Below are 25,260 nucleotides of genomic sequence, written 5' to 3'. Positions count from 1 at the left end.
CTCGCACCAAGGAGAAGGAAATGCGCACCACGAAGATGTCCCTTGCCGCTGCCGGCGTTCTCGCCGCGGCCGTCCTCGCACTCACAGCCTGCACCTCGAGCTCCGGCTCGTCCTCGATGGACTCGAGCGCGCCGAAGGCGACGTCCACGCCGTCGGCAGAGGCGACGATGGACCCCGCCGCGGACCTCGTCGGTCCCGGCTGCGCGGCCTACGCCCAGCAGGTGCCGTCGGGCGCCGGCTCCGTCTCGGGCATGGCGCAGGATCCGGTGGCGACGGCGGCGAGCAACAACCCGCTGCTCACGACGCTGGTGGCCGCGGTCTCCGGCAAGCTCAACCCGAAGGTCAACCTCGTCGACACGCTGAACGGCGGGCAGTTCACCGTCTTCGCGCCCGTCGACGATGCCTTCAAGAAGATCGACGCCGCCACCATCGACAGCCTGAAGACGGATGCGGGGGCGGCGACGCTGACCTCGATCCTCACCTACCACGTCGTGGCCGGCGAGATCTCCCCGCAGGACATCGTGGGCACGCACAAGACCGTCGAGGGCAGCGATCTCACGGTGACCGGCTCCGGTGACTCGCTCAAGGTGAACGACGCCACGGTCATCTGCGGCGGCGTGCACACGGCCAACGCCACCGTCTACCTCATCGACGGCGTGCTGCTGCCGCCGACCAAGTAGTCGCGGGCGACCCGAACTGAAGCAGCCGGATCGACGCAGGTCGATCCGGCTGCTTCGTCGTGTGCGGTTCCCCGGGCACCTCGTCCGTCACACACCGTCGGCGTAACGTCGCATCCATGGACCAGGGACAGACCGGGACACAGGTGTGCATCGCGGGTGGAGGTCCCGCCGGCGTCATGCTCGGGCTGCTCCTCGCGCGTCGGGGAATCGACGTGACCGTCCTCGAGAAGCACGACGACTTCTTCCGCGACTTCCGCGGCGACACGGTGCACCCGTCCACGCTGAACCTCATCGACGACCTCGGGCTGCGCGCCGGGTTCGACGCCATCCCGCACGTTCCCCTCCCCCGGCTGGACGCCGTGATCAACGGCATCCGCCTGCACGCGATCGACCTCACCACCCTGCCGAAGCCGAACAGCTTCCTCACGCTCATGCCGCAGTGGGATCTCCTCGACCTGCTCGCCGAGGCAGGGGCGGAGCATCCGTCGTTCCACCTGCGCATGGGGGTCGAGGCGGCGGGCGTCCTCGAGGAGAAGGGCCGCGTCGTCGGCGTCCGCACGTCGGCGGGCGAGGACATCCCCGCCGAGCTGACGATCGCCGCCGACGGGAGGAGCTCGACGCTCCGACGCGCCCTCGGTCTCACCCCACGGGAGTACGGCGTGCCGATCGACGTGCTGTGGTTCCGCATCCCCCGGCCGTCCGTGCCGCTGCCGGACACCCTCCTGTGGGCGAACGAGGGCGGGCTGCTCGTCACGATCCCCCGGCCCGACTACCTGCAGTGCGGGCTGCTCATCCCGAAGGGCGGATTCGAGGAGGTGACGGCCGCCGGCGTGGCGGCCTTCCGCTCCCGCATCGCGGATCTCTCCCCGCGGCTGACGGAGTCGGTGCTGGCGATCGAGAGCCTCGACGAGGTCAAGCTGCTCTCGGTGCAGGTCGACCGACTCGATCAGTGGTGGCGGCCCGGCGCGCTGTGCATCGGGGATGCCGCGCACGCGATGTCGCCCGTGTTCGGCGTCGGCATCAACTACGCGATCCAGGATGCCGTCGCCACGGCGCGGCTCGTCGTGCCGGCACTGCGCACCCCCGGCTCGCTCGACCGGGCGGAGGCCGTCGACCGCGCGTGCGCGGCGGTGCAGGAGCGGCGCCAGGCGCCCACCGCCGCGATGCAGCGGATGCAGCGGGGTGTGCACCAGGCGATCTCGACCCAGGGGATCGCGAAGATCGTCGACAACCCGCCGACCCGCGGTCAGCGGGTTGCACTGCGGGTGGTCCTGCCGATCCTGCGGCGCGCGGCCGCGCGGCTCATCGGCTACGGCTTCCGGCCCGAGCGGCTCCGCTCCTCGGCATAGCCTGCCCCGGGACTCGGCATCGCTCGCCTTCAGAGTGATCAGACGCGGTGCCGGACGGCGCGGGTCACGTCGACGAGCAGGGCGCCGACCTTCGTGCCGATGCACAGGCTGACGAACGTCATCGGCGTGGCCGAGAGCGCCTCGGGGTCGAACGACGCGAGCGCGACGAGCCCGACGGTCCCCGGGACGAGCAGCAGGAACGCCGGCTGGAACGACACCGTCGCCGGCACGGCCAGCGTCACCTGCTCGAGCAGACGCGCCGCGACGAACAGCGCGGCCGCGGCGACCCCGGTGGCCACGATGCTGCCGACGAGCGGCGTCGCGAGGGCCAGCACGGCGTAGGTGCACATCATCACGAGGATGTTGACGAGCGTCAGCCGGAAGCCCGCGCCGAAGGCCAGCCCGATGCCGACCGCGACGAAGACAACCCCGACCCACGCGAGCCACAGGGGCGGCAGGGCCTCCCACCCGACGCCGGCGGACGTGACCTGTGCGGCCTCGCCGACGAGAGCGGCGGAATCCGGGTTCACGCGGAGTCCGGTGAGCGCTCCCCCGGCGATGATCCCCGCGGTCATGAAGCCCAGGATGATGATGCCGTAGACGAGCCGCGCCGAACCGGTCACGATATCGGTCGCTGTGAGCTCGAGCAGGGCGTTGGTGATCAGGGCTCCCGGCACGATGATCGCGATCGGGGCGCAGACGGCGAACAGCGGCACCGGCCCGAGGCCGAGCCAGCCCGCGCTGAGTCCGACGACGATCGTCGACACGAACGTCGCGACGAAGGGGATGATCGCCGCCGCCGAGGGCACCCGGGTCATGAGCCGCGTGATGAGTCCGACGAGCGCTCCGACGAGCGTCGCCACCACGATCGCCCACCACGGGCACCGGAACAGCACGGCGAGGCCCGCCGAGATGAGCGCGCTGCCGGCGATCCACTGCAGGGCCGGATGGTGGCGACGGATGCCGCGGATCCGCGCGATCTGCGCGGGCACCTCGGCCAGGGCGACCGTGCGCTTCTCGAGCCGCTGCGTGAGCAGACTCGCGTGCGCGGCCTGGCGGAACGACAGCTCCTCTGACCCGGCGTCCGCCATCGTGACGGCGCCGGGGACCTCGGGCTCGTTGACGATCACGAGCTCGGGCAGGACGGAGAAGGTCGCACGCGAGCCGGGGGATGCGGCATCCCGCACCTGCTCGAGCGCAGCGCGCACGTCCGTCACCGACGTGCCGGCGTCGAGGAGCAGGGCGCCCAGATCGCCGAGGACGACGTCCGACGCGCGCGCAGTGCTGCTCAGCTCAGAGGGCATGCCCCCATTGTGGCGGTGCTACGACGCGATGACTCAGAGCTCGCCCGGCGACATCGCCTGCGAGTCGATCTCGTCCATCAGCTCGCGAGCGGCGCTGCGGGCGCCGGCGCGGCGGGGGGCGTAGACGACGAGCGAATGGAACAGGAACCGCACGACGAACGCGACGACCAGCGTGATCGCCGTGGCGATGACCGCGGAGATGTGCCACCCGGCGACCATGGCCGCCATGATCGGGATGCGGATCGCGGCCTCGACGTTGTTGAACCCGAAGGACTTCGCGAAGCGCGACCAGACGCCGCTCGCCTCCTCCCGCATGTCCTGGAACACGAAGTGCTCCTGCATGAGGAAGTTGCCGATGATCGTGACCTCGGCCGCGACGATCGCCGCCCAGACCGACCCCACGCCCATGTGGATGAGCGCCCACAGGATCGCGAGGTTCGCCACGGCGCCCAGGACGCCGATGAACGCGAACAGCGACATCTTGCCGAAGCGCAGCATCGTCAGCTGCATCAGGAAGCTGAGGCCCTGCCCGAAGGAGGCCTTCGACTCCCCCGCGTGCCGGTCGGCGAACCGGAAGGGGACCTCGGCGACGCGCAGCGGCTTGCGCGCCAGGATCTCGAGGAGGATCTTGAAGCCGCGCGGCTTCAGCCCGTCGAGGTCGATCGCGGTGCGGTCGACCAGGAAGAACCCGGTCATCGGGTCGGAGACGTCCCTCAGGCGGATGGGGAACATCGCCTTCGTCACCGCGGTGGATGCGCGCGAGACGAGCACCCGGCCGCGGTCGGCCAGACCGTCCGCCGCGCCGTCACCGGCATAGCGCGATGCCACGACGAGGTCCACATCGCCGCGGTGGAACCGGTGCACGAGCAGGGGGATCTCCTCCGGCGGGTGCTGCAGGTCGCCGTCCATGACGATGCAGACATCCGCCGACGCCGCCCGCATGCCTTCCACGACGGCTCCGCCGAGTCCGCCGGTCGCGTGCTCGCGGTGGATCAGACGGACGGGCAGGGATGCGGATGCGGCGACCTCCCGAATCGTCTCGGGAGTCGCATCCGTGCTGTCGTCGACGAAGAGGATCTCGGTGTCCGCGGCATCCACCGTCTGGGTGATCCGGCGGACCAGCTCTGCCACGTTCGGCGCCTCGTTGTAGGTCGGCACGATGATGGTGAGGTTCATCGGGGATCTTCCGGATCGGCGGAGCCCGAAGCTGGTGCTGGGGACTAGGACCATGGTTCCATGCCTGCTGCGGCGGAGCGAAGCCCAGGTCAAGACCCACACTCACCCCACAGGCTTTACCGAGGGAGGACTTAAGACCCGCTTCCGGGCCCTGACGGCGCCCAGCGCCTGCCCAGCGGAGCCCCCGTAACCTGGAAGGCATGACGACGTCCTCGACCATCACCATGTACGGCGCCGACTGGTGCCGCGACTGCATCCGCACCAAGAAGCAGCTCGACGAGCTCGGTGTGGAGTACCTCTACGTGGACCTGGTGGCCGACCCGGCCGCGGCAGATGTCGCCCGCGACATCTCCGGCCGCACGAACATCCCCGTCGTCGTCTACCCCGACGCGACGCATCACGTCGAGCCCTCGAACGCCGACGTGGAGTCGAAGCTCCGCGAGCTGGCGCTGCTCTGACGCGGGGTGCCACGGCCTCACTAGGCTGAGGCCGTGGACGAGGGAGTCGAACGCAACACCCGAACGATCGAGCAGTCGGTCGTCACCGACTTCTCCGACCGGATGAGCTACGGCGGCTATCTGGAGCTGTCGACGCTGCTGTCCGCGCAGCATCCGCTCAGCGATCCCGAGCATCCTGACGAGCTGCTGTTCATCATCCAGCACCAGACGACCGAGCTCTGGCTCAAGCTGGTGCTGCACGAGCTGGAGGCGGCGAGCGCCCACCTGCGCGCCGATGAGCTCGCGCCGGCGCTGAAGGGCATCGCCCGGGTCAAGCACATCCAGAAGACGCTGACCGAGCAGTGGTCGGTGCTCGCGACCCTCACACCCTCCGAGTACGCCCAGTTCCGGGGCGTGCTGGGCAACGCGAGCGGCTTCCAGTCGGCGCAGTACCGCGCGATCGAATTCCGCCTCGGCAACAAGAACGCCGGGATGCTGCGGGTGTTCGCGAACGATCCGGCCAGCCTCGCGGTCGTCCGGTCGGCGCTCGAGTCCCCGAGCCTCTACGACGAGTTCCTGCGTCTCCTCGCTCGCGCGGGCTACGACGTCCCCGCCGAGGTGCTCGAGCGCGACGTCACGCAGGCGTGGGTCCTCCAGCCGGCTCTGGTCGACCTCTTCGCGCGCATCTACGCGGATCCGACGGAGAACTGGGCCGCGTACGAGACGTGCGAGGAACTCGTCGACCTGGAGGACAACTTCCAGCTGTGGCGCTTCCGCCACCTGAAGACCGTCGAGCGGATCATCGGCCACAAGCGCGGCACGGGCGGCTCGAGCGGCGTGCCGTTCCTGCAGCGGGCGCTGAGCCTCACGTTCTTCCCCGAGCTGTACGCGGTGCGGACGGAGATCGGCGCATGACCGACCTCGACGCACTGCAGGAGCTGCTCGGACCCCGCGCCTACCCGGCTCATCTCGCACTCGACGGCGCACACGGCACGGCGCTGCCGCCGCTGGCGGATCACCACGTCCACCTGCACCTCATCGATGAGAGCGAGCTGGCCGCCCACGGGATCGCGGCCGTGGTCGACCTCGGCGGCAACCCCGTCGCCCTCGCACACCGGCTCTCATCCATTCCCCGCGTGGCATACGCCGGCGCCTTCCTCACCGCACCCGGCGGCTACCCGTCCGGGCGGCCGTGGGCACCAGAGGGCATCTGGCGCGAGGTGCGCTCGGCCTCGCATGCCGCAGGCGCGGCCGGCGGCGCGGCCACGCTGGTCGACGAGCAGGCGGAGTTCGGCGCATCCGTCGTCAAGGTGTCGCTCAACGCCGCCGCCGGACCTGTCTTCGATGCCGCCGTCCTGACGGCCCTCGTCGCGCGGGCGCACGAGCGCGGACTTCCCGTCGTCGCGCACGTCGAGGGCCGGGGGATGGCGCGGCTCGCGATCGAGCACGGAGTCGACGTCCTCGCGCACACCCCGTTCTCCGAGCCCGTCGACCATGACCTGATCGTCCGGGCGGTCGCCACGCGCCAGCGCTGGATCTCGACGCTCGACATCCACGAGGGCGATGACCGCGAGCGCGCCGCCGCGAACCTCGGGGCCTTCGCGGCCGCAGGCGGGACGGTCCTCTACGGCACCGACCTCGGCAACGGCGATCGGGCGCCCGGCGTCAGCGCGGGCGAGCTGCGCGCCCTGCACGACGCGGGCATCCGAGGGCCGGAGCTCATCGCGGCGCTGACCGATCCCTGGCCCGCGCAGGAGCCGCCGCACGGCGTCGCGACGTTCGTTCCGGGACCTGCGCCGGACGAGGCGACCGGCATCCCGGAGTGGCTCGCGACCGCGCGCGTCGTGCCCCGCGAAGAGCTCGCGCCCGACACTCACTGATCAGCACCAACACCCCCGAGGAGCCGCGATGTCGGACCTTGACCCCACGATGGCGCTCGAGGCGAGAGTGCTCGACGACGCCGACCCGCTGCGCGCCCACCGCGATGCGTTCGTCGGCGCGGAGTCCTCCCTCGTCTACTTCGACGGCAACTCGCTCGGCCGGCCGCTGCGGGCGAGCGCCGAGCGCCTCGAGCGCTTCGTCCGCGAGGAGTGGGGCGGCCGGCTCATCCGCGGATGGGACGAATCGTGGATGCAGCTCCCCTTCGAGATCGGCGACACGATCGGCCGCGTCGCCATCGGCGCGCGCCCCGGGCAGACGGTCATCGGCGACTCCACGACCGTCCTCCTCTACAAGCTGGTGCGCGCCGCGTTCGACGCCCAGCGAGCGAGCGACCCGGCGCGCGTGGAGATCGTGGTCGACCGCGACAACTTCCCGACCGACCGTTATCTCATCGAGGGGATCGCCGCCGAGCGCGGCGGGCAGGTGCGATGGATCGAGGTCGACCGCGCGTCGGGCGTGACCGAGGACGCGCTGCGCGACGCGATCGGACCCCGGACGGCGGTCGTCGTGCTCAGTCACGTCGCGTACCGGTCGGGGTATCTGGCGGATGCGGCTGCCTTCACCGCGATCGCCCACGACGCCGGCGCCCTGATCCTGTGGGATCTGTGCCATTCCGCCGGCTCCGTCCCGGTCGAGGCGGACGCGTGGGGCTTCGACCTCGCCGTCGGCTGCACGTACAAGTACCTCAACGGCGGCCCCGGCTCGCCGGCCTTCGCCTACGTCGCACACCGGCACCAGGCATCCCTCACCCAGCCGATCCAGGGATGGATGGGGTCCGCCGACGTCTTCGCGATGGGTCCCGAGTACGTTCCGGCGCCGGGGATGCGCCGCTTCCTCTCCGGCACCCCGCCCATCACCGGCATGCTCGCCGTCCAGGACACCCTCGACCTCATCGACGAGGTGGGCATCGAGGCGATCCGGCAGAAGTCGATCGCCCTCACCGAGTTCGCGATCGCCGTCGCCGACCGCGACCTCGCGCCGCTCGGCGTCACGATCGCCTCGCCACGGCACGCCGCGCGCCGCGGCGGACACGTCACCCTCGCCCACCCGCTCATGCGCGAGGCGACCGCGCGGCTGTGGGAGCAGGACGTCATCCCCGACTACCGCGACCCGCACGGCCTGCGGATCGGCCTCTCGCCGCTGTCGACGAGCTTCGCCGAGACGGAGGCGGGTCTGCTCCGCGTGGTCGAGGTGCTGCGCGGGCTCGGAGCCGACGGCCCCTGATACCCACTCCGCCGACCCGCTGACTTGCCCTATCTGCACGCGACACCCCCGGCCGCGTCGTGCACCTAGGGCAAGTCATCGAGTTGTGAGCGTCGCCGTTGGCACTGCGTCGCAGGAACTGCGGCATCGAGTCCCATTCTCTTCGCAGCATCTGCGACGTAGGCTGAGGTGTGCCACGCCCGAAGGAGAGCGTTTCCGTGAGCCCTGCCAAGACCACCTCGAAGCCCGCCGAGCTCGCCGCGGACGTGCGCTCGACGCTCGACGCCGCCATCGCCGACCTCCAGGAGGGCACCCGCACCTGGGCCGCCCTCACGCTCGATCAGCGCGCTCGCCTGCTCGACCGCGTGCGCGCCGCGGTGGTCGCGAACGCCGACGACTGGGCCGATGCCGCCTCGATGTCGAAAGGCCTGGAGTCCGGGCATCCGCTCCGTGGTGAGGAGTGGATGTCGGGCCCCTACGCAGCCCTCGGCGGCCTCGACGGCTACATCTCGAGCCTGAAGGCCCTGGCGCGCGGCGCGAGCCCGCTCGACGGGGTCACGACGTCCTCGGCGCCCGGCGACCGAGTGCGCGTCGAGGCGTTCCCGGCTTCGGGCATGGACCGCCTGCTGCTGTCGGGCTTCACGGGAGAGCTGTGGCTCGTGCCCGGGGTGACCGAGGCCCAGGCGCGGTCCGAGGCGGGACTCGGCCAGCTGCGCGCGACGGAGAACACCGGGGTGGGTCTCGTCCTCGGCGCCGGGAACATCACCTCGATCCCGTTCCTCGACGTGCTCTACGAGCTGATCGCGGAGAACCGGGTCTCGATCCTCAAGGTCAACCCCACACAGGACGCGGTCGTGCCGGTGTTCGAGCGCGCGCTCGCGCCGCTCATCGAGCTCGGCCTGCTGCGCATCGTCCAGGGCGGCGGGGATGTCGGCGCCTACCTGACGCAGCATCCGTCCATCTCGCACGTCCACATCACGGGCTCCGCCGTCACCTTCGACGCCATCGTGTGGGGCGTCGGCGCCGAGGCCGCGAAGCGGCGCACGGCCGACGACCCCGGGCTGCGCGTGCCGATCACCGCCGAGCTCGGCGGCGTCTCGCCGATCATCGTCGTTCCGGGCGCCTGGACCGATGCCGACCTGAAGTACCAGGCCGAGCACGTCGCGACCATGCGCCTGCACAACTGCGGCCACAACTGCATCGCCGGCCAGGTCGTCATCCTCTCGAGCGACTGGCCGCAGCGCGACGCGTTCATCGCCGCGATGAAGACGGCCCTGCACGCGGCGCCGGATCGACCGCTGTGGTACCCCCGCAGCGACGAGAAGCTGGATGCCGCGGCCACCCACTACCCCGACGCGCACTGGAACACCGAGCGCACACGGGCGCTCGTCGACCTGACCGCCGGCGGAGACGCGACAGCCCTCCACACGACGGAGTACTTCTCCCCCGTGCTGGGGGTGGTGCAGGTGCCGGGCACCGGGCAGGAGTTCCTCGACAACGCCGTCGCGCACGCGAACGACGAGCTCGCCGGCACCCTCGGCGCCAACGTCCTCATCGACCCGGCGACGGAGGCCGCCCTCGGCACGGGCTTCGAGCGCGCGATCGCCGACCTGCGCTACGGCGGCATCGCGATCAACACGTGGACGGGTGTCGTCTTCGCGACGCCGATCCTCTCGTGGGGCGCCTTCCCCGGCGCGACGCTGCGGGATGTGGAGAGCGGCCTCGGCGTCGTCCACAACACCCTGCTGCTCGACCGCGTCGAGCGCTCCATCCTGCGCGGACCGTTCCGGCCTTTCCCGCGGGCCGTCGGCGGCAGAGGCCGCTTCACGATCCTGCCGAAGCCGCCGTGGTTCGTCGACGCCCGCACAGGCGCCTCGGTCGGCGAGGGCCTCACCCGCTGGCACATGACCCGCAGCGTCCCCCGGCTCATCGCGACCCTGACCCAGGCGATGCGCTCGTGAGCGCCGATCTCGCCGCGGACTACATCATCGTCGGTGCCGGATCCGCCGGCGCGGCACTGGCTGCGCGCCTGAGCGAGGACCCGCAGGTGTCGGTGCTGCTGCTCGAGGCCGGCGGTCCCGACACCGCCATGGAGCTGCACGTCCCCGCCGCCTTCTCGAAGCTCTTCCGCGGCGCCTACGACTGGAACTACGACACCGTCCCGCAGCCTCACCTCGAGGACCGCACGATCTTCTGGCCGCGCGGCAAGACCCTCGGCGGATCGTCGTCGCTCAACGCGATGATGTGGGTGCGCGGTTTCGCGGCGGACTACGACGAGTGGGCGCAGACCGCCGGCGACGGCTGGTCGTGGGATGCCCTCGTCCCCTATTTCCGCAAGGTCGAGCGCACGCAGGATCCCGTGCACGAGACGCAGGGCATCGACGGCGCGCAGGCCGTCGAGCACCAGCGCGACCCGCGCCCGCACACGGCCGCGTTCCTCCGCGCGGCGGCCGAGGCCGGCTTCCCCGTCACCCCGCCCAACCTTCCCGTCGGCCAGGGCTTCTCGCAGACCATGGTGAGCGAGCATCGCGGGGGGCGCGCATCCACCGCCGACGCGTATCTGAAGCCGGCGAAGGGCCGCCGCAATCTGACCATCGTCACGAACGCCCTCGTACGCCGGGTGACCTTCGGCCCCACGCCCACTCCCCCCGTCGCTGACGCGCCAGGCGGAGCCTCCGGGCGCGTGGGCCCGGCCACCCGGGCCACCGGGGTGTACGTCGAGATCGACGGCATCACGCGGCACGCGACGGCGCACCGCGAGGTCATCCTCTCCGGCGGCGCGATCAACACGCCGCAGCTGCTCATGCTCAGCGGCATCGGCCCGGCCGGGCACCTCGCCGAGCACGGCATCCCCGTCGTCGTCGACGCCCCCGAGGTCGGCGCCAACCTCCAGGACCACCTCGTCGCAGGGCTCGCACCGCAGGCCAAGGGCGGCACCCTCTACACCGCCGAGAAGGCGGGCCAGCTCGTCAACTACCTCCTGCGGCGCAAGGGGATGCTGACCTCCAACGTCGCCGAGGCGTACGGGTTCGTGCGCACCTCCGTCGCCGATGCGCGGGGGATGGGCGAGGGCCTCCCCGACATCGAGATCATCTTCGCGCCGGTGCCCTACGTCGGCGAGGGCCTTGTGCCGACGCCCGCCGAGGGCATCACGGTGGGCGCGATCCTGCTGCGGCCCGTGAGCCGGGGAACGATCCGCCTGGCGTCGGCCGACCCGCGCGACAAGCCGCTCATCGACCCCGCCTACCTCTCCGACGCCGACGGGATGGATGCCGCGGCCCTCGCCGAGGGCCTCCACGCCTGCGAGCGGCTGCTGTCGACGCAGGCACTGGGCGAGCTCACGACGGACGGCTGGGTGCAGCCGGTCGGCGGCGAGACCATGAGCTCCGAGGAGCGCGTCGAGCTGTCGATGCGTCGCTACTCGCACACCCTGTACCACCCGGTGGGCACGGTGCGGATGGGGATGGATGCCGCGGCCCCGGTCGACCCCGAGCTGCGCGTGCGCGGCGTCGAGGGGCTGCGGGTGGCCGACGCATCCGTCATGCCGACGGTCATTCGCGGGCACACCAACGCACCCTCGATCGTCATCGGCGTGAAGGCCGCGGACCTCATCCTCGGCTGACCCCCGGAGGGGCCGGGGTCACTCGGCGAAGCGGTCCGTCGCGGCCCGCAGCGCCGTGGCGATGCCGGGCTCGGACGCGGCATGCCCGGCATCCGGGACGACCACGTACTCGGCCTCCGGCCACGCCTGGTGCAGATCCCACGCGGTCATGATCGGCGTGCAGACGTCGTAGCGGCCCTGCACGATCACCGCCGGGATGTCGCGGACCTTGTCGACCTGGGCGATGAGCTGGCCCTCGTCGAAGAAGCCGCCGTGCATGAAGTAGTGGTTCTCGATGCGCGCGAACGCCGTCGCCGCCGCAGGCCTGGTCATCGCCGCGACGAGGTCGGGGTCCGGCTGCAGTGTGAGGGTGGAGGCCTCCCAGCCCGACCACGCGACCGCTGCCGGCACGTGGATCGCCGGATCGGGGTCGATGAGCCGCCGATGGTACGCCTCGATGAGCCGCCCGCGCTCGAGCAGCGCGATCGGCGCGAGGAACTTCTCCCACTCGTCCGGGAAGATCGCGCTCGCGCCGCCCTCGTAGAACCACTCGAGCTCGTGCGCGCGCAGCGTGAAGACGCCCCGGAGCACGATCTCGCTGACGACCTCGGGGTACGCCTCGGCGTAGGCGAGCGCGAGGGCGCTCCCCCACGATCCGCCGAACACCTGCCACCTCTGGATGCCGAGGTTCTTGCGCAGCAGCTCCATGTCGGCGACGAGGTGCCATGTGGTGTTGTGCTTGAGATCCGCGTCCGGTGCGCTCGCGCTCGGCGTGCTGCGCCCGCATCCCCGCTGGTCGAACATGATGATGCGGTACTTCATCGGGTCGAAGAACCGGCGGTGCCACGGCGAGGTGCCGGCACCCGGGCCGCCATGGAGGAACACGACGGGCTTGCCGTCGGGATTGCCGCTCTGCTCCCAGTACACGCGATTGCCCTCGCCGGCGAGGAGCATGCCGGTCTCATAGGGATCGATCGTCGGATAGAGGATGTCGTCGAGGTGTGCGGCCCCGTTGCTCACAGCGACCTCCCCGACACGGAGAACACGTGGCGGGCGCCGAGACACGTGCTGCCGTCTCTGACGGCGAATCCGGCCCCGCGACGACGGGCGCTGTTCCCCCCGACGTTCGCATTGTCGTTGAACGTCATGCCTTTCACGCTACCCCGCGCAGCCCGGACGGCCGGGCATTTCCGGTCTAGGCTCGGCCCATGGCGCACTCTCCGACGACCATCACCATCACCGGCGCGGGGGGCCAGATCGGCTACGCGCTCCTGTTCCGCATCGCCGCCGGTGACATGCTCGGACCCGATCGTGCCGTGCGGCTGCGGCTGCTGGAGATCCCGCAGGGGGTGCGCTCGGCCGAGGGCGCCGCGCTCGAGCTGCAGGACTGCGCGTTCCCGCTGCTGCAGTCGATCGACGTGACCGATGACATCGGCCGCGGCTTCGAGGGCGCCGACCTGGCGCTTCTCGTGGGCGCTCGGCCCCGGACAGCCGGAATGGAGCGGGCGGATCTGCTCGCGGCCAACGCGGGCATCTTCGGCCCGCAGGGCGCTGCCATCGCCGCGCATGCCGCGGACGGCATCCGCGTGGTGACGGTCGGCAACCCCGCCAACACGAACGCCCTCATCGCGCAGGCGTCGGCGGACGGCGTCCCGCCCGAGCGTTTCACGGCCCTCACGCGGCTGGACCACAACCGTGCGGTCGGGCAGCTCGCGGCGCAGCTGGATGCGCGGCCCGACGGCATCCGCGACGTCACGATCTGGGGCAACCACTCGGCGACGCAGTTCCCGGATGTGTCGCACGCCACCGCCGACGGCACCCCTGTCCTCGCGCTGCTGGCCGAACGGCTCGGACCGGAGGCGGCCGCGCAGTGGCTCGACGACGAGTTCGTGCCGCGCGTGGCGAAGCGAGGTGCCGAGATCATCGAGGTCCGCGGCTCGTCATCGGTCGCATCCGCCGCCAACGCGGCGATCGACCACGTGCGCGACCTCGTGCTGGGCCGGCCGGCCGATGCCGGCTGGACATCCGCGGCCCTCGTCTCGCGCGGCGAGTACGGTGTGCCCGAGGGGCTCGTCTGCTCGTTCCCTGTGCGCTCCGACGGCACCGGATACCGGGTGGTGGAGGGGCTCGACCTCGACGCCCGCGCACGCGCGCGGATCGACGCCTCCGTCGCCGAACTCGTCGCGGAGCGCGCTGCCGTTCAGGAGCTCGGCATCCTCTGATGGACCTGCTGGTCCCCCTGCTCCTCGGCATCCTCGCGATCGCGGCGTCGACCGCCGTCGGTGGGCGGCTCGGCGTCGCGTCCCCGCTGCTCCTTCTGGCCGTGGGCATCGCCGTCGGGTATCTGCCGTTCGTGCACCTGCCCGAGGTGAACCCGGAGTGGATCCTCGTCGGCGTCCTGCCCCCGCTGCTCTACTCGGCCGCGGTCAACCTCCCGGCGATCGAGTTCCGGAGGGATCTGCGCCCCATTGCGGGGCTCGCAGTCGTGCTCGTCGTCGTGAGCTCGCTGCTGCTCGGTGTGTTCTTCTGGGCGGTCGTGCCCGGCCTGAGCCTCGCCCTCGGCATCGCCCTCGGTGCCATCCTCAGCCCGACGGATGCGGTGGCCACGACGATCGCGAAGCGCCTCGGCATCGCTCCCCGCGTGGTGACGCTGCTCGAGGGCGAGAGCCTGCTCAACGACGCCACCGCCCTCGTGCTCCTGGGGACCGCGATCACCGCCATCGCCGGGCGCTTCTCGTTCGGCGCCACCCTGGGCGCCTTCATCTGGAGCGTCTTCATCGCGGTGCTGATCGGCGCCGCCGTCGGCTGGCTGTCGATGCGCCTGCGTGTGTGGGTGCGCAGCTCCGCGGCCAACACCGCGGTGAGCTTCACCGTCCCGTTCATCGCCTACCTGCCCACCGAGCACCTGGGCGGATCGGGCCTCGTGGCGGCCGTGGCCGCCGGCCTCGTCACCAGCCAGCTCGCACCGAGCCGCCTGACCCCCGGGCAGCGGATGTCGGACACCCTCAACTGGCGCACGATCGAGCTCGTGCTCGAGGGTGCGGTGTTCCTCCTCATGGGGCTCGAGCTGCGCGAGATCGTCAACGACAACCTGCAGGGCGAGAACGGGCTCTGGCACGCGGTCTGGCTCGCCCTCGGCGCGCTCGGCATCGTGCTCGTCGTCCGGGCCGCGTACGTGACGTTCGTCGTCTGGAGCCAGGGCCGGCGGTCGCGGCGGCTCGACCGCGACCGCTTCGAGGCGTTCAGTCAGCACCTGGATGCGGTGGAGGCGGGCGAGGCGGGCGACGTGTCCAGCGTGCCGGTCGATGTGCCGGTCGTCTCCCCCAGCGTGATCGCGGGTCCGGTGACCAACCCCGAGCGCGGACCGCGTCGCAGGCTGCCGCACGATCCGGTGGAGCGCGAGCGGCTCCTCGCGCGGGCGCGCAGCCGGGTGACGCGGGCGCTCGCCGACATCGACTACTACCAGGCGGCTCCGCTCGACTGGCGGCAGGGCACGGTCATCGTCTGGGGTGGGATGCGGGGCGTGGTGACCCTCGCCGCCGCCCAGACCCTGCCGCGCGACGGCGACCGCGCCCTCCTCGTCTTCGTGGCCTTCCTCGTGGCGGCCGTGAGCCTGACGCTGCAGGGATTCAGCCTCCCGTGGGTCGTACGGCGCCTCGGACTCGCGGACAGGCCCGCGGAACCCGTGGGCGGCGGGCTCGAAGAGCTCGACGACCAGCTGCGGGAGGCGGCCGTCGTCTCCCTCACCACAGGGCGGCTCGTGGACAGCGACGGACGCCCGTTCGACCAGGAGCTCCTCGCACGCGTCGGAGAGCGCTACGCGCAGCGGCCCATCGACCGCGAGGCCGACGCGACGAAGGCGCAGCTCGAGCTGCGGCTCGCCATCATCCGGGCGATGCGCGAGCGGCTGGAGGCGCTGACGCACGAGGGCACGTACTCCACCTCGGTGCTCCGGCACGCCCGGGCGGAGCTCGACGCCGACCAGATCGGCGCGCAGCTGCGGCTCGACGAGCCCACCTGAGCCGGGTACGGGTGCCCGCCCCGTGGGAGAGAATGGACCCGAGGGGGTTCTCGTGACGAACGACATGGATGCAGCGTCGCCGATGACGCTGCGTGCCGCTGATGCCGGCGCCGCCGAGGGCGGCGATGCGCTGACCAGCCCCATCGACCTGCCGCACGCGGCGGCCGAGTGCCCCCGGTGCTTCACAGAGCTGCAGGCCGACCGCAACTGGTGGCTCGCCCGCCCCGCGGGCGCGCGCCTCGTCGGGCTCGTCGTCTCCCGCGACGACATGCCCTCGGTGGTCGAGCAGCGCAACGACCTGACCCGCTTCGGCGTGCCCATCGACGGGTTCCGTCATCCGGCGCCCGAGACCCTCGAGTCGTGGGAGGAGCGGCTCGGGCGACTGTTCGGCACACTCCGCCGCGGAGACGTGGTGGTCGTGGCCGGCGCGCATGCCCTCGGCCGTGACACCGACGAGGAGACCCGCACCTTCAAGGCGCTGCGCGCCCAGGGCATCGTCGTGAAGGTGCTCGACCACGGCGAGCGCCACCTCCTCGACATCGACTGACGCAACGCGAGCCCGCAGCGAAATGCCGAGCCCGCATCCGATTCGCGGGAATCGGATGCGGGCTCGGTAAACGAGTGCGGGCTCGCGTCAGTGGCCGGAGATGCCCTGGGCCAGCTGCGAGTCGACCTGCTGCAGTGTGTCGGCCGCCTTGTTCAGGAACTGGCTCATGCCGTCGAGGCCGTTGACCGCCTGCGTCGTTCCGGTCGTGAACTTCTGGTATGACTCGTGGAATGCGCCCGAGGCCGAGTCGGTCACGAAGCCGCCGTTGACCAGGTTGTTCACGAGGGCCTGCAGCTCGTGCAGCTTCGAGATGATGTCGTCCTTGCCCGCGTTCAGTCGGCCGGCGGCCTGCTGCATGTCGGCGTAGGTGACGTTCATGTTCGCCATGAGTATGTGCTCCTTGGAATTCACCGGGTGGCCCATCCGGCCGACCTCATATCTCCGACCGTACCTGCGCCGTTTGGATGATCACATGGGGAGGACTCCCCATGCCTCACGCCTTCGGCTTCGCCGGCTTCTTCTTCGCGGCGGACTTCGCGGCCACGTTCTCGGGGCGATTCGGCCAGGACAATTCGTAGACGGTGCCCTGGAGGGCGGACGGCATGACCGTCGCGTACGAGCGGCGGCGACGCCAGATCTCGAACAGGAACCACGCGGCGAGCGCGACGGTGACGGCGACGCAGACCGGCACAGCAGCACCGGTCGCCGGCCACAGGGCCCAGCCGAGCGTGAACCAGTACAGCAGCCCCCAGATGCAGCCGAGGGCGAGCGTGCCGCCGTTGATGATCCAGCCGTTGAACTGGACCATCGTCACGATCTTCGACCAGCGAGTCAGCCGCACGGGAACCAGAGACAGCGACACCCCGGTGAACGCAGTGGCCGCGCCGCCGAGGGCCTCGCCGCCGCGCGTGCGCGTGCTCAACGACAGCTGCTCATGGCGATAGGCGGGGTTGAGCGAACGCGCGAAGAGCGTGGCGGCGGCCAGCAGCAGACCGAGTGCCGCAAGGACGAGGTACACGGTCAGGATGCCTATGACCGCCGCCGCGAGCGGGATGGCGATCGGCGCGAGCCACGCATCCGATGAATGCCATCCGGACGATCTCCCCAGTCCGCCGTCGGCCGTGGCGCTGCCCAGAGCACCCCAGAGCGCGACGATCGTCGCGAACACGACGGCCCCGAGGAGGAGCAGCCACAGCAGGGTCATCCCGAGATAGCCGAATACGCGCCCGATCACCCGCGCGCCGCTCGGCTCGACGGGCGGCACGAGGAACGCCGGCTCGCGCAGCGGATCGATCGTCACGGGCGCAGTCTTCGCACGCGGGAGCCGCGGCGCCCTGTCGCCGCTCACCGTGCCGCCTCCTCGGCAGGAATCGCCCAGTGGATGGATGATGCGATCATGTCGAACAGCTGCGTGATGAGGTCCACCCCCGGGCAGTCGGGCACGGAGACCATCGCGCACACGAGCCCCTCACCCGGCGCGGCGAACCAGTACGTGAGGTCGAGCGTCGTGGTCTCGGTGTCGCCGACCATGCGCTGCCGCACCGTCGCCTGCCGCACAGTGGGCACGGGCACCGATTCGATGGGCGTCGCCGCGGGGAATGCCACCATCAGTCGATCGCCGGGATCGCCCGCCGACGGTGCTGCCGGCGGCCATTCGAGGTCGTACGTGATGAGCGAGGCGGGAAACGGCAGGCCGGGCAGCAGCTCGAACGAGAGGGCGTACAGGGTGGCACCCGCCGTGCGGGCGCGCGTCGCGTTCGCGAGCAGCTCCTCGCGCGCGTCGCGGCGGAGAGAGGCGAGCCGGTCGTCGCGCGGCACGCGCTCCTTGACGATCCGGCGCACGCGCTCTTTCAGCGCCTGCTCATCATCCATGGGAACGGATGCCCACGTGCCGGGAACGATGAGCGCGTAACGGTGGTGGGCCGATCCCACCGTCTGCGTGGCGGCCTGCTCAGGCATCCGCATCCCCCACCGTCACCGCGAGCGTCTGCGCGATCGCCCACGTCTGCGACGGCATGTCCTCGAAAGCGCCGATGCTCTCCGCCGTGAACGACAGGTGCGCGAACTCGGACGCGCCGGACGGGAAGACGAAGAACTCGACCGTCTCGACGACGGCCTCCTCCGCGTCGGCCGTCGGCGTCGAAGTCACCCGGTAGACGCCGACGAAGGGTCCGGCATCGAGCAGTCCGTTCCAGATCCGCTGATCGAGCAGGGTGTCGCCGGGCTGGACGAAGTCGCCGCGGCCGAACGCATCCTCGACGGCGACCGGTCCGTCGATGCCGCCGGGCTCGAGCGGCCAGTTGAGGGCGACGAGACCCGCGCTGCAGTACCCCGACTGCGGCACCGGCACCCACACGAGCGCACTGACCTCGTCACCGACCCGCGACGAGAGATTCGCCTGCAGGCGCAGGAGCTGCTCGCGCAGCGCCTCTGCCGAGAGTCCGTCGAGCGACCAGGCCGCGAGGAGCCCGTCCGCCCATGGCTCGCCCGCATCCGCATGCGCAGGTACGGCGTGCCACGTGTCGTCGAGGGTGAGGGAGATGCCCGTGATGGGGGCCAGGTTGCTCGTCGTCATACTCTCGTCTCGGTGGTCCAGTCCAGGGTAACCGGACCGCGCGTCTCTACCGTCCGGCCCCGGTCAGCCTGCTCCAGTCGCTGGGGATCTTCCCCGATTCGTCCACGAGCTTCGGCACCTGGCGGATGCCCGACACCGGTTCAAGTCCCAGCGACTTCGCGATGCTGAAGCCGCGATCGGACCACAGATCGAGCGGGCTGTGCAGGTTGCCGGCGGCGATGCGGTCGTTCTCCGCGCGGTTGGCCGCCGACAGGCCGTTCAAGACGTCGGTGCCGACCTTGCCGACCTGGAGCGACGTGGCCCCCAGCATCGACTTCACCACGGCGGGGTCCTTCAGCAGCTCCGGGTACTCCTTGATGATCCGCAGCGACTGGTTGAGATCCCTGCCGAGGCCGAGACCGTGCTGGAGGTCGTAGAGCTTGTTGCCGACGAGGGTGCGGACACCGTCGGTCTTGAACGCCTTCACGTCGGCCGTGAACGAGTCCTTGAACGCCGTCAGGACGGTCGAGCGGCCGTGCGCGAACGTGTCGAACGCCTTACGGCCGTCGCGGAGTACCGTGCGCGCCGCGGCCTGGCTCATGTACGCCTCGGTTCCGTACTTCGCGTTCTGCAGCACGCGCATCTCGGTGCGGACGTTCTTGCCCTCGGCGCGGAGCACAGAGGCGGCCTTGACGACGACGGTCGCCTTCGCGCCCTTGGCCGCGAGCGCGATGAGCTTTCCGCCGGCGAGCGTGAGCACGGCACCGACCGCGGCGAGAATGACGTCCCCCCACGACCCCTCACCGTTCGCGACCTTGACGATCGCGTCGATGAGGTCGAGCACCGCCCCCACCGCCGCGAGGACGAGCAGGACCTGCCCCAGGATCGGCACCCACGACAGGAAGATCGCGAGCACGCCCGCGATGTCGCAGATCGTCTTCAGGATGTGGAACAGCGCGTCGCCCCAGTCATCCCACCAACTGTCCTCGAGACCGTGGTTGTTCTTGTCGACGACCTCGACGATCGCGGTGATCGCTGCGCGCGCCGCGTTGTTCTTCTCCTCGAGCGCCTGGTGCCACTGCCCTTGGGCCGATGCGAGGGCGGCATCCGCGTCGTCGGCATGGTTCTTCGCGTGCGTGGCGGCCGTCTGAGCGCTGGCACGATCGGCATCCGCCGCCGTGTCGACGCTGTCGGCGGCCCGGGAGGCCGCCCGGTGCGCGGCCTCCGCCTCGCCCTCCTTCGCGGTGATCGCCGAGATCGCGGTGGCCGCGTGCTGCTGCGCGAGATCGAGCGCGGTGGCGTATGTCAGCAGCGCCTCGGCGGTCTTCTGGTACCGCTCACGGGCCTTGTCGATGTCCTCGCCGACCGACTTGGCGGTGTCGCGCAGGGCATCGACGGCCTCCGACGTCATGTCGTGCTGCTCGCCGATGGCCTTCAGCGTGTTCGCCGAGCGCGCGATCGCGTTGCCGATGTTCCGGTAGTGCGTCGCCTTCGCCTTCAGCGCCGTGGGGTCGCCCGTCAACGGGCGGTAGGGCGCATCGCTCACGGGGTTCCCTTCTTGCCGGTGACGCCGTCCTTCGTCGACTGAGCCTCGCCATCTTGGAGCGCCTTCGCGAGACCGGCATCCACCCTCGTGAAGCCGTCGGTGATCGACGCGACCGACTTCGTGAGGTTCTCGGCGGCCTCGGTCATCTTCTTGCGCTTGTCGTTCCACTTGTGTGCGAAGTCGCGCACGTGCCCGGCGAGCTCGTCATGCCCGGTCGCCGCGGCGACGGCATCCGAGAAGTCGTCCGCGTTCTTGAACTCGGACGCGATCGCGGCGAGATCGCGGTGCAGCGTGTCCAGCCGCCCGAGGTCGATCTTCAGATCCGACATGCGTGCGCTCCTTCCGTCCGTGCCACGCTATTCGCCGTCGCGGCATCGCCGCGATGGGGAGACATCCCCATGGGTCACCCCACCATCGGCAGCTGGGCCCGTTCGTGCCCGCCCTTGGCGATGTAGACGCCGCGACCCGGGGGGAACTCGGCGCGCTGCATGCGCGGCAGCGGGGTCTTCAGCAGCAGGTCACCCTCGAGGGCCTCCGGCTGCAGGAGCAGCCCGCGGCGGCCGTTCTTGACCTCGGCGAGCAGTGGCCAGCTCGACCCCCACGCGCTCGTCTCCGCCTCGGCCAGCAGGAAGTGGTCGCTGCGGCGCACCGCCTTGATGAGGTCGACGAGCGGCATGTCCGCGGACGACTGCAAGTAGTCGCCGATCGCCTCGACGAACACGCCGATCCTGCCCTCGGTGTCGGGGTCGGTGATGGCGGCCTCGAGGTTCCGGGCGAGGGCTGCGGCCTCCTCCGGCGTGGTCGCGGTCGCGGCCCACGCGCGGGAGCGGACGAGCGGAGACCGGGCGCCGCCGATGAAGTACAGGCGGGCGGCGGGGTCGAACCGGCCGAGCGCCTCCGCCACGGCGGCGATCGCCGTCGTGCGCCCGCTCGCCGGCGGCCCGGCCAGCAGCATCGTCCCGTTCGGGTCGAACGCGAGTGCGCCGAGGTCGGACTCGCCGATGCCGAGGACCGGGCGGCCGCCGGCCGATGACGGCAGCTCGGACTGCACGTACTCGACAGGCATCGCGCCGATGCGCGGAGCATCCGCGACCCCCGCACGCCGCATGGCGGCGGCGAACTTCGCCGTGTGGGCGGCCTGCTCCGACACGCTGCGCGTGCCTCCGAGCACCGCGAGCTGGGTCTCGTAGCCGTCGACGACGGCGCGTCCGGGCGGCGACGTGGCAGAGAGGATGTCGCCCGGCACATCGAGCAGCGAGTAGCCGTCGTCGGCGAGGCGCAGCACGATCCGGCGCTGGATGCTCGACGCGACCGAGGAGGGCACGGCGCCCGCACGGTCGGCCGTGATGGCGACGTGGATGCCGAGCTGCCGCCCGTCCGTCAGCACATCGCGGAACACGTCGTACCACTGCGACCGCCCGGCGGCGGCCTCGTAGTCGTCGCGGAAGCTCGGGAAGCCGTCGATGAGGAGCAGGATGCGCGGCTCGTCGGGGCGTTCCGCAAGCCGGCGGTACTCCGTGATGCTCGCCGCGTTGGCGGCGGCGAATCGTGCCGCACGGTCTTCGAGCTGAGCCTTGAGCATGCGCAGCAGACGGACGGTGCGCTCGGTGTCGTCGGCGCCGATGACCGCGCCGACGTGCGGCAGCTGCTCGAGCATGCGCAGGCCGCCCGCCCCGAAGTCGAGGGCGTAGACGTGCACCGGCCCACCCCGCGGGGTGATCGCGGCCGCGCACGCGAGGGTGCGCAGGGCCACGGACTTGCCGGAGCCGCCCGTGCCGAAGATCGCGATGTTGCCGTCGGCGTCGGGGTCGAACGACAGCGAGACCTGCTGCTGCCGCTCGGGCATGTCGGCGACGCCGAACATCAGCTGCGCGTCGGTGCGCTGGCGCAGGAGCGACAGGTCGTAGACGGCGGCCAGCTCGTCGAGCCACGGACGGCGGGGCGCGGGGATCGCCGCGATCTGCTGGGCGCCGCGCATGGATGCGACGAGCCGCTGCTGGTCGGTGGGCCCGGGGTCGCGGGGCGCCGCATCCTCGTTCCGGTTCGGCTCCTCCCAGCGCACCTCGCCGCCGAAGCGCAGCTCGGCGACCTCGACGACGGCCTGCTCGGGCTCGCGGCTCGTCCAGCCCCCGGCGTAGCCGGACTGGAAGAGCGCGAGGCGACCGGGACCGGTCTTCGCCATGCCGCGGCCGGGGAGCCCCGGGTCGAAGTGCGCCGCATCCTTCACGCCGACGACGTCGTCCGAGTCGGACTCATCCGCCATGCGCAGCGCCACCCGCAGATTGGTGTTGGCGCGGAGGTTGTCGCGGATCACGCCGGCCGGGCGCTGGGTCGCCATGATCAGGTGGATGCCGAGCGACCGGCCGCGCTGGGCGATGTCGACGACGCCGTCCACGAACTCCGGCACCTCGCCCACCAGGGCCGCGAACTCGTCGATGACGAGCACGAGGGCCGGCGGGCATTCCGGATCGCCGCGCTTCTCCAGCTCGAGGAGGTCCTTCGCCTTCTTGCGGTTGAGGAGGTGCTCGCGGTGGTGCAGCTCGGCGCGCAGGCTCGTGAGCGCCCGGCGCACGAGGTGCGGGCTGAGGTCGGTCACGAGCCCGACGCAGTGCGGCAGGTCGACGCAGTCGGCGAAGGCCGAGCCGCCCTTGTAGTCGACGAACAGGAACGTGACGCGATCGGGGCTGTACTCGGCGGCCATGCCGAGCACCCACGCCTGCAGGAACTCCGACTTGCCCGCACCGGTCGTGCCGCCGACGAGGGCATGCGGACCCTGGGCGCGCAGATCGATGTGCAGGGGATCCGCGCCGCTCGAGCCGACGATCGCGCGCAGGCGCCCGGCCCGGCGGGGCGCCGGAGCGAGGCCGCCGTGATCGTGTACGCCGACGCGATCGAGGATCGAGGCGTTCTGGCGCCAGCGGTCCACCACGGCGTCGGGTGACTCGGCGAGCTCATGGCCGAGGAGCGTCACGAGCGACACGGTCCGCGGGAGGTCGCTGGAGTCCACGGCGAGGGCGCCCGCATCCACCACCGCCGCCATGCGCCGCGCGAAGTCGAGTGCGTGTGCGCCAGGCACGTGCTCGGTGACGACGTCCTCGATCGTCTCGCCGAGCCGGACGAAGCCGACCGTGGCGACGCCCGGCCGCTCGTCGAACGAGACGTAGGTGCGGCAGGCGGCGGGGAGGGATGCCACGTCCCGCGAGATCCAGATCGGGTAGACGCCCGCATCGGCGGCTCGCTCCGCGAGCTGCACGAGGCGGGCGCGATCGACAGCGACGTCGTCCGACACGAGCACCACGACAGCCGGCACCGGCGCGCGTTGCGGCTCGCCGCCGGTGCCCACGGTCGCGCCGCGGGTCAGCGCCGCCTGCTCGGTCAGGATCGCGCCGCGGGCCGCCGCGGCATCCCGCTGCGTGAGCCGGCTCTCGACGAGGCCCTCGAGCGCGGACAGCAGCGCGCCCGCGCTCGCGGCGCCGTCGGCGAGGTGGCCCCCATCGATGGGGCTCTGCGCCGAGGAGGTGTGCGGCATCCACTTCAGCCACTCCAAGGGCGCTGACCACGACGGCGCGACCAGGGCCGCCACCACGAGCTCCGCCGGCGAATGCAGGGCCGTCAGCTGCACGAGCACGGAGTTCACGGCGCCGGAGGCCTGCTCCGGGGTGCCCGCGATGCCCAGGGCACCGGCATCGTGCAGGTTGTCGATGATCGGCACGTCGGGGATGGTGCGGTGCTCGTCGACGACCGCATCGAGCCGCTCCTGGAACTCCTGAAGGATCTCGCCGCGCGCGGCCGTCTGGATCGTGTTGCGGCTCGGCATCGCTCCGACGCCCAGCCGGACGTTGAGGAACGACCAGTGCTCCGGACGCCGCGTCCACAGCAGCGGACCGCGGGCCAGCGCCTGCTCGTACGCCTCGAGGGTCGAGGGGGACTCGGCGTTGCGCTGCGCGTGCTCGCGCACCCGCTCCTCGCCGAGCAGCGTCGTGAGGCTCTCGAGGCGCTCATCGAAGACGGCGATCGCCCTTCTGAGCCGCCGCTTCTCGCGCGTGCGGCCACTGAGGTAGTTGCCGACGAGCATGACCGGGGTCAGGAGCACGAACAGGAGAGAGCTCGGGTTCCCCGTGAAGAAGAACATCGCACCGCCCAGCAGCACCGGCACGAGCATCGCGAGCAGCGGGAACGGCTGGTCGGGCTTGTCGGCGGGCACCTCGGGCGCCGCGAACTCCTCGCCGGCGTACCGGGCCTCGACCTTCGGCGAGCGGTTGAAGAGGACGGGACCGGCCTTCTCGGGCACGCCTCCGGAGGCGGGGCGAGTCGGCGAGACCTCGATGACGAGCGTCGTGTCGCCGACCAGCAGCGTCTCGCGGCGGTCGACGCGGATGCGCGGCACCAGCCCGCCGTCGACCATCAGGCCGTTGGCCGAGCCGAGATCGACGATCTCGACGGCATCGGACGCCTCGAACCGCAGGTGGCGCTTGGAGACCATCGGGTCATGCAGCTCGATGTCGACCCCGCCGCTCGCACCGGGCACCGCTCCCCCACGCCCCAGCACGGTCGTGCCCTCGGAGAGGGGGAACTCGGCACCGGCGTCGGGACCGGCGATCACCCGGACGCGGGCGACCGGAGGACGATCGATGGATGCGGCGCGCCCGGCCTCGACGAGCGCGACCGCGGCGCCGGAGGCGATCGGGGACTCGCCCACCGCCGCCTCGGGGGCGAGGACCGCCGCAGCGCCCTGACCGGGCGCGGTCGCGGCGAGGGTGAGGGTGCGCTCCCCCGTGGGCGCGGGGCCCGTCGGGTCGAGGCGGGCGATGGCCTCGGCGACATCCGACATCGTGGCGGCGGCATCCGTCGTCACGACGATGTCCGCCGGCGGACCTGCCACGCGGTTGAGGGTCAGCTTG

Annotated in this window: 22 protein-coding genes; 11 read left to right on the top strand and 11 right to left on the bottom strand. The window is 71.4% G+C overall.

All coding sequences use genetic code 11. From position 1 onward, the window contains the following. Window positions 1–20: 20 nt before the first annotated feature. Both AC0NZN_RS11760 and AC0NZN_RS11755 read left to right on the top strand, forming a co-directional pair. Complete coding sequence (locus AC0NZN_RS11760) at window positions 21–680, top strand: fasciclin domain-containing protein (RefSeq protein WP_474592487.1); 660 nt, start codon at window positions 21–23, stop codon at window positions 678–680. A gap of 116 nt (window positions 681–796) precedes the next feature. Further along, window positions 797–2,029: an FAD-dependent oxidoreductase gene (locus AC0NZN_RS11755; protein WP_474592486.1), complete on the top strand. Its 1,233-nt coding sequence runs from the start codon at window positions 797–799 to the stop codon at window positions 2,027–2,029. A gap of 38 nt (window positions 2,030–2,067) precedes the next feature. Here the strand turns inward: AC0NZN_RS11755 and AC0NZN_RS11750 are convergent, their stop codons facing one another. Beyond that, a complete protein-coding gene (locus AC0NZN_RS11750) occupies window positions 2,068–3,333 on the bottom strand; it encodes a threonine/serine exporter family protein (RefSeq protein ID WP_474592485.1) in 1,266 nt (421 codons plus the stop codon). Between the two features lie 33 nt (window positions 3,334–3,366). Then, window positions 3,367–4,509, bottom strand: coding sequence for a glycosyltransferase (locus AC0NZN_RS11745; protein WP_474592484.1), 1,143 nt, complete (start codon window positions 4,507–4,509; stop codon window positions 3,367–3,369). A 200-nt stretch (window positions 4,510–4,709) separates the two neighbouring features. Here AC0NZN_RS11745 and AC0NZN_RS11740 point away from each other — a divergent pair, with 200 nt between their 5' ends. The 6 genes from AC0NZN_RS11740 to AC0NZN_RS11715 all read left to right on the top strand — a co-directional run bounded on the left by AC0NZN_RS11740 (window position 4,710) and on the right by AC0NZN_RS11715 (window position 11,712). Further along, entirely contained in the window at window positions 4,710–4,967 is a 258-nt protein-coding gene (locus tag AC0NZN_RS11740; protein ID WP_474592483.1) for a glutaredoxin family protein, read from the top strand. A 33-nt stretch (window positions 4,968–5,000) separates the two neighbouring features. Further along, a complete protein-coding gene (gene kynA, locus AC0NZN_RS11735) occupies window positions 5,001–5,861 on the top strand; it encodes a tryptophan 2,3-dioxygenase (protein ID WP_474592482.1) in 861 nt (286 codons plus the stop codon). Then, window positions 5,858–6,826, top strand: a complete 969-nt coding sequence (locus tag AC0NZN_RS11730; RefSeq protein ID WP_474592481.1) for a hypothetical protein — start codon at window positions 5,858–5,860, stop codon at window positions 6,824–6,826. The genes kynA and AC0NZN_RS11730 overlap by 4 nt, the downstream gene beginning before the upstream one ends. A gap of 28 nt (window positions 6,827–6,854) precedes the next feature. After that, on the top strand, window positions 6,855–8,111 hold the full coding sequence (locus AC0NZN_RS11725) for a kynureninase (RefSeq protein WP_474592480.1): 1,257 nt from the start codon (window positions 6,855–6,857) through the stop codon (window positions 8,109–8,111). Window positions 8,112–8,308: 197 nt separating this feature from the next. Further along, window positions 8,309–10,051, top strand: coding sequence for an aldehyde dehydrogenase family protein (locus AC0NZN_RS11720; protein WP_474592479.1), 1,743 nt, complete (start codon window positions 8,309–8,311; stop codon window positions 10,049–10,051). After that, window positions 10,048–11,712: a GMC family oxidoreductase gene (locus AC0NZN_RS11715; RefSeq protein WP_474592478.1), complete on the top strand. Its 1,665-nt coding sequence runs from the start codon at window positions 10,048–10,050 to the stop codon at window positions 11,710–11,712. The genes AC0NZN_RS11720 and AC0NZN_RS11715 overlap by 4 nt, the downstream gene beginning before the upstream one ends. A gap of 18 nt (window positions 11,713–11,730) precedes the next feature. On the opposite strand, the gene pip is transcribed toward AC0NZN_RS11715, so the two are convergent. Continuing rightward, entirely contained in the window at window positions 11,731–12,711 is a 981-nt protein-coding gene (pip, locus tag AC0NZN_RS11710) for a prolyl aminopeptidase (protein WP_474592477.1), read from the bottom strand. Continuing rightward, complete coding sequence (locus AC0NZN_RS11705; RefSeq protein ID WP_474592476.1) at window positions 12,708–12,839, bottom strand: hypothetical protein; 132 nt, start codon at window positions 12,837–12,839, stop codon at window positions 12,708–12,710. Before AC0NZN_RS11705 ends, pip begins: the two co-directional genes overlap by 4 nt. A 60-nt stretch (window positions 12,840–12,899) precedes the next feature. On the opposite strand from AC0NZN_RS11705, the gene AC0NZN_RS11700 reads away from it, so the two are divergent. From AC0NZN_RS11700 to AC0NZN_RS11690, 3 genes are all read left to right on the top strand, one after another. Continuing rightward, entirely contained in the window at window positions 12,900–13,913 is a 1,014-nt protein-coding gene (locus tag AC0NZN_RS11700; RefSeq protein ID WP_474592475.1) for a malate dehydrogenase, read from the top strand. Continuing rightward, window positions 13,913–15,712: a cation:proton antiporter gene (locus AC0NZN_RS11695; protein ID WP_474592474.1), complete on the top strand. Its 1,800-nt coding sequence runs from the start codon at window positions 13,913–13,915 to the stop codon at window positions 15,710–15,712. Before AC0NZN_RS11700 ends, AC0NZN_RS11695 begins: the two co-directional genes overlap by 1 nt. A gap of 82 nt (window positions 15,713–15,794) precedes the next feature. Next, complete coding sequence (locus tag AC0NZN_RS11690) at window positions 15,795–16,259, top strand: recombinase family protein (RefSeq protein ID WP_474592566.1); 465 nt, start codon at window positions 15,795–15,797, stop codon at window positions 16,257–16,259. Window positions 16,260–16,346: 87 nt separating this feature from the next. Here the strand turns inward: AC0NZN_RS11690 and AC0NZN_RS11685 are convergent, their stop codons facing one another. The 7 genes from AC0NZN_RS11685 to AC0NZN_RS11655 all read right to left on the bottom strand — a co-directional run bounded on the left by AC0NZN_RS11685 (window position 16,347) and on the right by AC0NZN_RS11655 (window position 25,241). After that, window positions 16,347–16,646, bottom strand: coding sequence for a WXG100 family type VII secretion target (locus AC0NZN_RS11685; RefSeq protein ID WP_474592473.1), 300 nt, complete (start codon window positions 16,644–16,646; stop codon window positions 16,347–16,349). Between the two features lie 106 nt (window positions 16,647–16,752). Further along, window positions 16,753–17,559: a hypothetical protein gene (locus AC0NZN_RS11680; protein WP_474592472.1), complete on the bottom strand. Its 807-nt coding sequence runs from the start codon at window positions 17,557–17,559 to the stop codon at window positions 16,753–16,755. A gap of 44 nt (window positions 17,560–17,603) precedes the next feature. Beyond that, window positions 17,604–18,218 carry a hypothetical protein gene (locus tag AC0NZN_RS11675; RefSeq protein WP_474592471.1) on the bottom strand — a complete coding sequence of 205 codons (615 nt, stop codon included), beginning with the start codon at window positions 18,216–18,218 and terminating at the stop codon, window positions 17,604–17,606. After that, a complete protein-coding gene (locus AC0NZN_RS11670; protein ID WP_474592470.1) occupies window positions 18,211–18,834 on the bottom strand; it encodes a hypothetical protein in 624 nt (207 codons plus the stop codon). The genes AC0NZN_RS11675 and AC0NZN_RS11670 overlap by 8 nt, the downstream gene beginning before the upstream one ends. A 46-nt stretch (window positions 18,835–18,880) precedes the next feature. Further along, the gene (locus tag AC0NZN_RS11665) at window positions 18,881–20,359 is read right to left on the bottom strand and encodes a putative T7SS-secreted protein (protein ID WP_474592469.1); all 1,479 of its coding nucleotides are present in this window, start codon (window positions 20,357–20,359) and stop codon (window positions 18,881–18,883) included. Further along, on the bottom strand, window positions 20,356–20,688 hold the full coding sequence (locus AC0NZN_RS11660; RefSeq protein ID WP_474592468.1) for a hypothetical protein: 333 nt from the start codon (window positions 20,686–20,688) through the stop codon (window positions 20,356–20,358). The genes AC0NZN_RS11665 and AC0NZN_RS11660 overlap by 4 nt, the downstream gene beginning before the upstream one ends. A 74-nt stretch (window positions 20,689–20,762) precedes the next feature. Next, a complete protein-coding gene (locus AC0NZN_RS11655; RefSeq protein WP_474592467.1) occupies window positions 20,763–25,241 on the bottom strand; it encodes an FtsK/SpoIIIE domain-containing protein in 4,479 nt (1,492 codons plus the stop codon). Window positions 25,242–25,260 lie beyond the last annotated feature (19 nt).

The sequence above is a fragment of the Microbacterium sp. sgz311019 genome (assembly GCF_056135325.1).
This window is presented reverse-complemented; position numbering and strand designations above follow the sequence as displayed.